The sequence below is a fragment of the Acinetobacter sp. AHP123 genome, assembly GCF_023757925.1.
GTDB lineage: Bacteria > Pseudomonadota > Gammaproteobacteria > Pseudomonadales > Moraxellaceae > Acinetobacter > Acinetobacter oleivorans.
The window spans coordinates 2,841,493-2,853,360 of the sequence record NZ_CP092454.1 but is presented as its reverse complement, the minus strand read 5'-3'; the positions used below and the strand labels follow the sequence as shown (position 1 = coordinate 2,853,360).

Genomic DNA, 11,868 nt, shown 5'->3' with positions numbered 1-11,868 from the left:
TTTTTGACATTTATGCACCAATAATCGGCGCAAATGCACAAGGGTTTGCTACAATAATTTCCTATTTTAAACTGTTATAGGGAAGATGAACATGCTGTCTCGTGTGGTACGACAAATTTTACAAGCAACGGTTTATGATGTTGCAATTGAAACGCCTCTCGAAGCAGCTCCACGAATTAGTCAAAAATTAAATAATACAATTCGTTTTAAGCGCGAAGATTTACAGCCTGTTTTTTCTTTTAAATTACGTGGTGCCTATAACCGTATTAGCCAGTTACCTAAAGAACAACTCGAACGTGGGGTAATTTGTGCCTCTGCTGGTAACCATGCTCAAGGTGTAGCATTGTCAGGTCAACGCTTAGGAATTCCAGCAATTATTGTAATGCCAAGTACAACTCCTGACATTAAAGTTCAAGCAGTTAAACGCTTGGGCGGTCAAGTTGTATTACATGGTGATAGTTTTGATGTAGCAAATAAATATGCACAGCAACGTGCCGAAGTTGAAGGCCTTGTATTCATTCCGCCCTACGACGATGAACTTGTTATTGCTGGCCAAGGCACAATTGCAAATGAAATCTTACGTCAATGGCGTGATGTAGAATATGTGTTTGTTGCTGTAGGTGGTGGTGGTCTAATTTCAGGCGTAGCAGCTTACCTTGGTGAAGTTGCACCCCATGTTAAAATTATTGGCGTTGAATATGAAGAGTCTGCATGTTTAAAAGCAGCCTTAGAAGCCAATGAGCGAGTAATCTTGCCACATGTAGGATTGTTTGCAGATGGTACTGCTGTTGCACAAATTGGTGCTTTACCATTTGATATTATTCGTCTGCGCAAGTCTGATAACTCAGGCCCAATTGTTGATCCAGATATTGTGACGGTAAATACAGATGAAATCTGTGCTGCCATTAAAGATACGTTTGATGAAAACCGCAGCATTGTTGAACCATCTGGTGCAATGGCCCTTGCTGGTATCAAGAAATATATTACCGAACATAAAATTAGCAATAAAAATATGGTATCGATTGTATGCGGTGCCAATATGAACTTTGACCGTCTACGTTATATTGCTGAACGCACTGAGTTAGGTGAGCAACGTGAAGCGATCTATGCGGTAACCTTATCTGAAGAAAAAGGCGCATTCCTAGGCTTCTGCCGTGCTTTACAAGGTCGTAATATTACCGAGTTTAACTACCGAGCAAACAATACAGATGAAGCGCAAGTATTCGTCGGTATTAGCTTAAAAGGTGGTGATGCAGAGCGTCATGAAATTTTAGAACAATTAAAGCAACAGAATTATGTAGTAGATGACTTATCTGATGATGAGGTTGCCAAACTACATATTCGTTATTTAATTGGTGGTCATGCAAATATAGATGATGAAAGATTGTTCCGCGTTGAGTTCCCGGAACGTCCAGGCGCCCTCTTAACCTTCTTAACTCGTTTAGGCCCAACCCATAATATTACGTTGTTCCATTACCGCAATCATGGCGCAGCAGAAGGACGTGTTTTAGTAGGTTTACAAGCAACCGATGCAAAACAGAACCCTGATGGTCTAATTGAAACTCTTGAGCAGATTAGTTATCCGTATGCAGAAATTACGAATAATGTCGGCTACAAACGTTTCTTGAAATAATCTTCAATTTTGATGAATAAGCCGATAAATTTGTCGGCTTATTCATACAATTCTTTTAATATTCCCCTCATATTTACATTGCCTCTCTTTATCTCAAAGAAAATATCCTTAAAAATAAACGTCTAATCAGGAAACAAGGATCAATATGGCACAGTTTGCAGTCATTGGCTTAGGAAGTTTTGGAGCAACTGTTGCTCAAGAGCTCACAAAATTAAATCATGATGTTATTGGCATTGATACGGTAAAAAAGAATGTTGAAAATCTTGCCGACGTTTTAACTCATGCCGTCATTGCCGATGCGACTGACGAACACGTACTTGATGAACTTAACATTCAAAATTGTGATGCAGTTGTGGTCGCAATTGGTGAAGATATTGAAGCAAGTATCTTATGTGTACTCAATTTAAAAAATTTAGGTATAGATAAGATTTGGGTAAAGGCAAAAACTAAAGCACATCACACCATTTTGTCGCACCTCAATATCAATAAAATTATTCATCCTGAAGAAGATATGGGGGTACGAGTTGCCCAAGCACTGAACTATCCAATGGTTAGTCGCTATATGTCTTTAGAAGATGATCACTACATTATAAAAATTGAAATTCCTGACAAGCTTAATGGCATTAACTTATATGGCATTATGCAGCAAGCACCACAGGTTAAAACATTGCTCGTAAAAAGACAGCAGCAAATTTTGTTTGAGACTGAAGAAAATTTCACCTTGCAAACGCATGATATTCTTATTTTAGAAGGTCATTTACCTCAGTTAAAGAAACTTTCTCATTGCTTCACATAAGAGGCGAAATCTAGAATATGTCTATATATCCCAAGCCTAATAAAACATTAAATTTAAGCCCTCCTTCACTCTTGGCACTGGGTTTTTTGGGCTTTATTATTTTTGGCACTTTATTATTAAAACTGCCATTTGCCAATACAGGTCATGTGAGCTGGATGGATGCACTCTTTACAGCCACCTCAGCGGTCACAATTACTGGTTTATCTGTTTTAAATATTCATGAATCTTTTACCCTGTTCGGACAAACCATTATTCTATTGCTGATTCAATCGGGTGGTTTGGGTTTCATGACTTTTGCCATATTGGCTGCATTAAGTTTGTCACCCAAAGTTGGCCTTAAACAGCAAATGATGGCACAAGATAGTCTTGGTCAAACGAGCCTATCAAAAGTTACGTTTGTTGCTAAAGGAGTTGTTACTTACACTCTCATTTTTGAGCTTATTGGTACAATTATTCTCACTACTGCTTTCACACCGACTTACGGCTTTGCACGTGGATTGTACTATGCGATTTTTTACAGCATTTCGTCATTTAACAATGCTGGTTTTTCATTATTTTCTAACAGCTTAATCAGTTTTCAAAGCAATTATATGATTTGTATAACTGTTAGCATACTTTACACCTTGGGTGGCCTTGGCTTTTTAGTTCTCATGGATATTAAGCAAAATAAAAAATGGAAAAAACTCACTCCGAATAGCAAGCTGATTCTTACAACGATTACAGTGATTAACCTGATTGCCTTTATTTTAATTTGGGCTTTAGAAGCTCAAAATCCTCATACCCTAGGAATGCTCAGTGTAGGTGATCAAGCGTTAAATGCTTGGTTTCAAGCCACTGTTCCGCGCTCATCAGGATTTAATACCATTGATACAGGTGCAATGACCAACAGCAGCTCGTTACTCATGATGTTGCTTATGTTTATTGGTGGTGGTTCGCTTAGTACAGCGGGTGGAATTAAAGTTGGGACCTTTGTCATTTTAGTGCTCAGTGTAATTTCTTTTTTACGTCGCACAGATGAAATCCGAATATTTAATCATTCAGTCGCACACGAAACGACGTATAAAGCATTAGCTGTAACTGCAATTACAAGCATACTCATTTTCATGGGATTCTTTATTATTTTGCTTTTAGAGCCTAAAGCAGACTTTATGAACTTGCTTTTTGAGGTTGTTTCCGCAGCTTGTACAGTGGGGCTTTCTCGTGGAATCACGCCAGAGCTGCATAATGGTAGTTTATTCATTTTAAGCCTGCTCATGTTTGCTGGAAGACTCGGGCCTTTAACGCTGGCTTATTTAATTGCCACGCCGAAAAAAAGTCGGCTCAAACATCCCCAAGCCAATATTCAAATTGGATAATAAAAAAGCCGCGTTTAAAGCGGCTTTTTTACAAGTAAAAACTTAGTACCAGTTCATGAGTGAAACACCCAAGCCCGCGTAGGTTGCTCGGTGGTTATAGTCAATTAAGCTTTCACCGTAACCATTAAACAACTGGAAGTGTCCACGCAGTTTGCCACTGATTGGAAAAGCCCAATCAAATTGAACTGCGCCATGAGAATCATCACCGCCTTTCAATGAATGACGCAGCATTAAAGAGAAATCATTCTGCTTCCACTTATAAAATGCTGTTAAATCACCACGACCAACGTAATCTTCAATATCCGGGTTATTATCATCTTTGCTGTCTTCTTCCAGACGAATCCATGGACGAAGCATTACAGCAAAATTACCGCGCTCTAATCCAACGTTAAAAATCACACGGTTCCAGCTACGAGATAATGGATCTGAACGACCATTTGATTGGTGGTTTAAAGTAACCCCAAGCAGACGACCATCTAAACCAAGCAATTCATAGTTTGTTCTAAACATTAAACTTGCTTCAGGCTCATAATTCGTTTCACGGAAAGGACGAGACTCTTCTGCATTAAATGTCTGCCAACGGGAAGATTGGGTATAACCTACCCACAAATCACCATTATTACCAAAAATATTTTCCCAAGCTTTGGTCTTTAAAGAAATCTGAAATTTACTTTCTGTTGATTTCAGATTTTGATCTTCTGTTACCGTATTATTTGGGTTCGGACTATGTGGCAACTCATTTTTGTCACTGGTCCAGAATACAGGTAGTAAATAAACGGGCTGATAAGCACGAATATTCCAAACCCCTAGTTTACTTTTTTCAGACAACTCCCAACGTTGATCTAGCAAAGAAGTAGTAGGTTCAATTTTCGGTGCTTTACCAATTATTTTGATATTACTCACTGTATCTACCACCTTCTCTTTAAAAGTTTCAGGTGGAACAGCAGGTGCATCAATTTTTTTAACAGGCTCTGGTACAGCCGCAGCTTGAATAACTGGTAAAGCTGACGGTTTAAATACAGAGTCATAACAAGCCAGACGATCGGCATTCGAAGCAAGAGCAACACATGCATCTACTGTCGCGGGGGTTACAGGTGCCAAGGTGTCAGCATATGTCACAGACGCACACAAACAGCTAAGCACGATTCCCATGCTTAGCTGTAAAGATGTGCGTTCAAATTGTCTGAACGCCATGTTCATCTCCAATTTTTATTTTAATTAACTTGTTGAATGGTAAAACCTAATTGCTGCAATTCATCACGTTTAGCAAATGGTGCAACTACAGCTTTTACAGGAGTTTGCTCAACCAAATATTGACGAGCAACACGTTGTAAATCATCTAAAGTTACATGCAACAATCTCTCACGCAAGAGACGGCGGAAAGCTGGCGTTCTTGCATGTAACAAGGCATAACACGCAGTAATCGCCTCGCCCGCTGGTGAACCTGGCTTATCCATACTTGCAACTAGTCCAAGAATCGCTTCTTCAAGCTGATGAGGCTGTTGTTCCGTATTTAATAACCATTGCACACTTGCTTCAAAGTCTTTAAAAGTTTCTGCTAAACGTGGGTCACGGTAACTATAGAAACGGAATGAACATGCATTCCCATCATAACTTGCTCCACCACCGTATGCACCGCCTTTCTCACGAATGGCGCTGTGTAAGAAGCCATTACGTAAATAAGCTGCCAATACCATTAACGGAGCTGCATCTGGATGCGACACGTCCACCGCCTGATAGGCTGAAGCACAGAACTGAACATTTGCCTGAATTAACCATGCTTCATGATTATTGTCATTTGCCTGTTCTACGTGAGTTAATTCTGTTGCAGTTGCATCAAAATTTAGTTTATCCCAAACATTTTGGATTTCTTCAACCAAACGTTCAGACTGATGTTCTTCACATACAAGCAAGAACTGTTTAGGTGCTTGCAATAATTTACGATGAATACGCTTTAATTCTGCAATCAAATCATCATATGCAGCAGTGTCTTGGGTAATCTTAGTAACAAGCTCACCTAACCAGTTTAATGCACCTAAACCAGTGTTTTGATAATCGCGTTGAGCCAATGCACTCATATTACGTGACGCGATTTGCATTGCGTAACTATGGCCCGCTCCAGACAAGCGAGATTGCCAGCGTGTTTTACGTTGTTGCAATAACTCAATAATTCGCTCTTTCTCATCAAATCGAAGCTGTTCAAATGCTAATTTTAATAAATGAATTGCATCAAACTTCTGAGTTAACGATTTAGTCGTTAAAGTTAACCAAGCACTAATTTTATCTTTGTCGTCAACTTTACTACGTAATGAAGCACCCATTCCTAAACCACCACTTACAGCTGTTTGTAAGTTTTGTAGTTCAAGATAGTCATATTCACCTGCACCTACTTCACCCATTAAGATAGAAAGCAAATTGAAGTAAGGTGACTTCACAATATCATCAGGAATCTGAATGAGTACTTGTTGATAGTAAATACCGTTCGTACCAGCATGGTACAAATTCAACGGTGTATCCATACGATTACAAAGAATTTCACGTAACTGCCCCTGCACAATATGCAAGTCAGCAGGTACATCTTCCAAACCTACTTTTGGTAATAGTTCAAGGTTGTCTGGAGTATCTTGACGTTCCTCTAGCGCCTTGGTATTAGCGATAATTTCAGCCTTATCAGCATCTGTTAACTTTTCACCAATAGCAGCTAAACGTGCTTTTTCTGCTTCTTGCTCTTTTACAGACTTAGTAGGGTCTGGAACTAGAGTCATTTGCACACGATGTGGGTTGTCTAGCAAATGTGTTTGAATCAGATTTGATAACCACATTGGGTCTTTCAACTCTTCTTTAACTTGTGCAATTGCGCTGTCAACATCCCAAATTTGAATTGGGTCATTATGGTGAATCGCACCACTTAAGCCATTTAAAATTAAACTTAAGCCATAAGGTGTACCGTCACCATTAATTTCACGCTGATGCAACTCAATCTGATGCAAGATTGCATCGACTAAATTACTGTCAATTGGTTTTGCAGCAACATCACGCAGAATATTTAAAACCCCATCTCTAAAGCTTTGTGCATGTTCTGGGTTTGAACCTTGAACACCGCAGTAGAAAGTCATTTCAAAATTACTGTCGTCTACGCCCATCAATGGACCTGTTGATTGAGCATAACCACAAGTTTCTAGGTAATGACGCAGTGGTGAAGCTGAATTTTCTAACAAAATTCCTTCAACCAAACGCATTCCCAAACGCAATTTCACATCATTTGCTTCTGGTAATAACCAAGATAAAACATGATAAGTTTTATCTTTTAAATCATCACTATCAACACCATAATTTTCTGTTACTTCAATTGGTGCTGCCAAACGTTTTTCGGGCTTAGAATATAGAGTTGTTCCAGCAGAAAACTTATGTAGAGCTAGTTTTTCAAATTGCTCTTGCAGTTCATATGCTGTTTGATTACCAAAGGTCATGAATACAGCATTACTTGGATGGTAATGTACTTTATAAAAATCGACTAACTGCTCATACGTTAAATCAGGAATATCTTTCGGGTCACCGCCTGAGTTGTAATGATAGGTCGTTTCAGGAAATAAATGATGAGCCAACTGATGATAAAGTTGGTCAGACGGGGCACTCATCGCACCTTTCATTTCATTAAAAACAACACCTTTATAAACAGGTTGCCCATTTTCTAGTTCAATACGAATACCTTCTTGAGCAAAATCAAGCGGATTCAAATTAGCAGCAAATGCCGCATCAAGATAAACAGAGAGTAAGTTTTGGAAATCTTTTTTGTTTTGAGTAGCAAATGGATACGCAGTCCAATCTGCTGCAGTAAACGCGTTCATGAACGTATTTAAAGAACGGCGAATCATTAAAAAGAACGGATCACGTACCGGAAACTTTTCAGATCCACACAAAGCGGTATGTTCTAAAATATGTGCCGTGCCTTTAGAGTCCATAGGCTGTGTTCTAAAAGCAACAAGAAATACATTTTCATCATAGTCAGTTGCCAAGTGATAATGCACCGCACCTGTGACTTTATGCTTATATTCAGACACTAAAATATCTAATGCTTCTACATGGTGCTGACGTAGCAACTGAAACGCAGGGTGAACAGTTTGAGAAATGGTTTCAGTGACATCTACAGTCATGTGATCTCCTAACATATCGGATAAGTGAATAAGTCTCATTATAGCCTGAGTCAGCTTGAGATTGGCGAACAAAAGCCAAGTAAAATACTATGTTTTTGTTGAGTATTAGTTTTCATTGGCACGGCTTTGATATCAAGCACATAGCCATGAACGTTTTATCCTACCAGAACAAAAGCTTTTAATTCTATTTATATATTAACCAATAAATAAAAAAGCCCATCAAGTCGATGGGCTTTTAGAAAAACTTTTACTTAAAAACGATAACGAAGTGCAATTTGAGCATTCAGTGGATCGCCCATCATGTTTGAATCATTTGCGTTACTATGACCTGAAACAAAGTAATCACGATCAAACAGGTTATTTAAGTTGAAGTTCACATCATAGCGTTCACTTTGATAGCCTAGCGCAGCATTTACAACAGCATAACCTGGTAACACGTTTTTGTTATCTGGCGCACTAAAACGTGATGATTCACCGCGTCCGCCTACAGCAGCATACCAATGATCGTTAATTTGATATTTTAACCATAGGTTAGCAGTATTGTTTGGCGTAAGCGCAGAATGATTGCCTGTCAGTCCAATAGTAGATTTTTCAATCTTACCATCCATATAAGAATAGCCTGCCAATACTGATAATTGATCAGTTAATTGACCTGTTAATGAAAGCTCAACACCCTTGTTTTTTTGCTCACCCGCCAACAATGCTTGATTTGGGTTTGCAGGATCTTGGTTTTGAATATTCGTTTGGCTCATTTCAAACAAAGCCAATGTCACATTCAACTGATCATTCACATCCCACTTCGCACCGACCTCAATATTTTCGGTTTTTGTTGGGCTCAAATCATCACTATTTTTATATAAAACAAATGAATCAGCCAAAGGCTGGAAAGATCGATTATAAGAAGTGTAGAGTGAAATATTGCTTACTGGCTGATAAACCACCCCGATTCTTGGAGAATAGGTGTTATCAGTTCTATTTAATATTTGAGACTTCACTTTATCATTACGATCTTGTGACAAATTATCATAGCGTAGACCAACTAAAACTTTCAGCTGATCTGTAACTGTCATTAAATCTTGTAAATAGATACCGTAGTTTTCAAAGGTATTACTATTATTATTACGTGCAGCTGTTGAGCCTGTATTAATCGGCGCCCAGTATTCTAATTTAGGGTTATACAAATCAGTTGTGGTTTTAGCACCTTGCCAAAGTATTTCATCTTTGTGCTGCTTACTATATTCCGCACCAATCAAAGTATTGTGCTTTAAGAAACCAGTATTAAATAAACTACTTAATTCTTGCTGAACATACACGCCATCTTCATTACGTAAACGCTTATTTTGAGTCAAAGTAATTTGTGACTTATCAGCGGGATGTGAATCAACACTATATTGGCGGTCTAATGAATAGTTATAATGACGAACTGCGCCATGATATTTTAGATTATCATTAAACTCATGATCTAAGCTTATGGTTTGGCTTGAAATTTCAGTATCAACATCACCAACCTCTTTACCGTTTAACGCACCATAAAAAGTTTTAGGGTTTGTTTTAACTGGTTTACCTGTAATTGGATCTGTCGGAAAACCTTGATCTGCTAAACGGTCATCATGCAAATAGTCAGCCTGAATTAAAAGCTTAGTCTTGTCTGAAATATCCCATTGTAAAGATGGAGCAACCGCTTGGCGTTTTAAAAAAGCCTGATCACGATAACCATCTGAATCTTCAACTGCTCCAGTTAAACGAACCTTAACATTCTCTGCTACTTTTTCATTCACATCGACTTCTGCACGGCGTTGCCCTGTTGTAGCACCAATAAGACTGACTTCATGCAAAGATTCGTCCATTGGTTTTTTATTAATTTTATTGACTAATCCACCCGCAGAACCACGTCCATATAATACAGAAGCAGGCCCTTTTAATACTTCAATACGCTCAACATTCGACATGTCGCGAAAATACAATGCATCATCACGAATACCATCTACATAATTATCTGTGATTGCAGAGAAACCACGAATCATGACCTGATCACGTTGCCCGTCACCTACACTAAAGCTCAAACCAGCAACGTTTTGCAAGGCACCTTGCATTGAAGTGACAGTCTGCTCTCTTAAAACTTGTTTAGGCACCACATTTACGATTTGAGGAACATCTTTTAATTGCATAAGTCCTTTAGTTGCAGTTGATGCTTGTCCCACTTCTTGTTTTAGGCTTTGTTCCTTTTCAGCTTTTACTGAAATTGTTGGAAGGTTGGTTACAGCCTGTTGCTCTGCCTCGACGGCATATACATGGCTCGTCATAACCCCAACTGATGAAATAAATAAAATTGAACGCTTCATGTAAGTTCGCTATGAAAAATTTCATGCGAAGTTTCAATGAAGTACACTGTATTTGTAAATATTAGCAAGAATCATTATTAATTGATAATATTTATTAAAAATAGCATTTCAATAGCTTAGTTAAACAATAATTTTCCATTAATCTCTGAATTAACTGAATTTTATTCAACAAACTACAGCAAATCCAAGCAATGGTGTAAACTTAGCAACCTGATTTTTTTATTTGTGACAACACATATGGCAACTGTAGATCTTTTTGCAATTGGTAATGCATTAATCGACCAAGAATTTAAAGTGTCTGATGATTTTCTGAATCAACAAGGCTTGCAAAAAGGCACAATGCAGTTGTCCGATGGTGACACTCAATCTGCTCTTTATGCAGAGTTAAAACAGCACCAAGACTACAAAGGTCAAGCGAGTGGTGGTTCAGCAGCAAATACGACCGTGGCTTTTAGTGCATTAGGTGGAACTGCTTTCTATGGTTGTCGTGTTGGTAACGATGATTTAGGTTCAATCTATCTGCAAGGTCTAAATGAAGCTGGCATTAAGACTACTCCAAAATCGATCAGTGAAGGTGTGACAGGTACTTGCATGGTACTCATTAGCCCTGACTCTGAACGCACGATGCACACCTATTTGGGTATTACTGCTGAACTCTCTCAAGATCAAATCGATTTTGAACCATTAAAAACAGCAAAATGGCTTTATATTGAAGGTTATCTTTCTACAAGTGAAACAGCGCGTAAAGCTGTAAAACAAGCAAGAGAAATTGCAAAAGCAAATGGTGTTAAAATTGCCCTGTCTCTTTCAGATCCTGCGATGGTGCAATACGCTCGCGAAGGCTTGGAAGAGCTTATGGATGATGGCGTAGATTTACTATTTTGTAATGAACAAGAAGCCTTAATGTATACCAATACAACATCTGTAGAAGATGCTCTTGCTCAATTACGTTTTAAAAATCATACAGTAGTTATTACACAAAGTGCTAAAGGTGCTTTAGTTTCTAACCCTACCCAACATTTCCATGTGGCAGGCCGTCATGTAGAAGCCGTTGATACAAATGGTGCAGGCGATGCATTTGCAGGCGCATTCCTTTATGCCCTCAACCATCATCAAGATTTAAATGCTGCTGCACAGTTAGCTGTCTTAATTTCGAGTGAAGTTGTTTCTCAATTTGGTCCACGTTTAGCAATTAATGATTATGCTAAACTTCTTGAAAATTTTCAGAAGGAATGTGCTTGAAATGGAAAGGATCTGTATGACGGAAGAAGTTCCTGAGCGTGAAGCTAGAGCTTTTGACACTTTACAAGGAACGACTATTTTCGTTACGCAACGTGACGGCGCATTCTATGCTTATCAGAATTTATGCCCTCATTTGCAAACTGAGCTTGAATATTTAGAAAATCAATTTCTTGACCAAGATCAAGAATACATCCAATGTTCTACTCATGGTGCTTTATTTACCGTGGAAACAGGTGAATGTATTTCTGGGCCATGTTTAGGCGATTTTTTAAATAAAGTTGAGCTTAAAGTACATTCAGATGGCGGTATCTATATCGTAGACTGAAGCTATAAACATTAGAGTTTC

Annotated in this window: 8 protein-coding genes; 5 read left to right on the top strand and 3 right to left on the bottom strand. The window is 38.5% G+C overall.

The window, feature by feature from the left end; genetic code table 11:
• Nucleotides 1-85 precede the first annotated feature (85 nt).
• The 3 genes from ilvA (at nucleotide 86) to MJX77_RS13595 (ending at nucleotide 3,784) form a co-directional block, all read left to right on the top strand.
• Complete coding sequence (gene ilvA / locus MJX77_RS13605) at nucleotides 86-1,633, top strand: threonine ammonia-lyase, biosynthetic (protein WP_171056849.1); 1,548 nt, start codon at nucleotides 86-88, stop codon at nucleotides 1,631-1,633.
• A gap of 145 nt (nucleotides 1,634-1,778) precedes the next feature.
• Nucleotides 1,779-2,429, top strand: coding sequence for a potassium channel family protein (locus MJX77_RS13600; protein ID WP_005306134.1), 651 nt, complete (start codon nucleotides 1,779-1,781; stop codon nucleotides 2,427-2,429).
• Between the two features lie 17 nt (nucleotides 2,430-2,446).
• Entirely contained in the window at nucleotides 2,447-3,784 is a 1,338-nt protein-coding gene (locus MJX77_RS13595; protein WP_174743128.1) for a TrkH family potassium uptake protein, read from the top strand.
• A 42-nt stretch (nucleotides 3,785-3,826) separates the two neighbouring features.
• Here the strand turns inward: MJX77_RS13595 and MJX77_RS13590 are convergent, their stop codons facing one another.
• The 3 genes from MJX77_RS13590 to MJX77_RS13580 form a co-directional block, all read right to left on the bottom strand.
• Nucleotides 3,827-4,978, bottom strand: a complete 1,152-nt coding sequence (locus MJX77_RS13590) for a phospholipase A (RefSeq protein ID WP_005306142.1) — start codon at nucleotides 4,976-4,978, stop codon at nucleotides 3,827-3,829.
• Nucleotides 4,979-4,998: 20 nt separating this feature from the next.
• The gene (locus MJX77_RS13585; RefSeq protein WP_252059348.1) at nucleotides 4,999-7,938 is read right to left on the bottom strand and encodes an insulinase family protein; all 2,940 of its coding nucleotides are present in this window, start codon (nucleotides 7,936-7,938) and stop codon (nucleotides 4,999-5,001) included.
• A 251-nt stretch (nucleotides 7,939-8,189) separates the two neighbouring features.
• On the bottom strand, nucleotides 8,190-10,280 hold the full coding sequence (locus tag MJX77_RS13580) for a TonB-dependent receptor (RefSeq protein ID WP_252059347.1): 2,091 nt from the start codon (nucleotides 10,278-10,280) through the stop codon (nucleotides 8,190-8,192).
• Between the two features lie 237 nt (nucleotides 10,281-10,517).
• On the opposite strand from MJX77_RS13580, the gene MJX77_RS13575 reads away from it, so the two are divergent.
• Nucleotides 10,518-11,522 (top strand): adenosine kinase, encoded by a 1,005-nt coding sequence (locus MJX77_RS13575; RefSeq protein ID WP_199943245.1) that lies wholly within the window; start codon nucleotides 10,518-10,520, stop codon nucleotides 11,520-11,522.
• Nucleotides 11,523-11,538: 16 nt separating this feature from the next.
• Entirely contained in the window at nucleotides 11,539-11,847 is a 309-nt protein-coding gene (locus MJX77_RS13570; protein WP_003652095.1) for a Rieske (2Fe-2S) protein, read from the top strand.
• The last annotated feature ends 21 nt before the right edge of the window (nucleotides 11,848-11,868 follow it).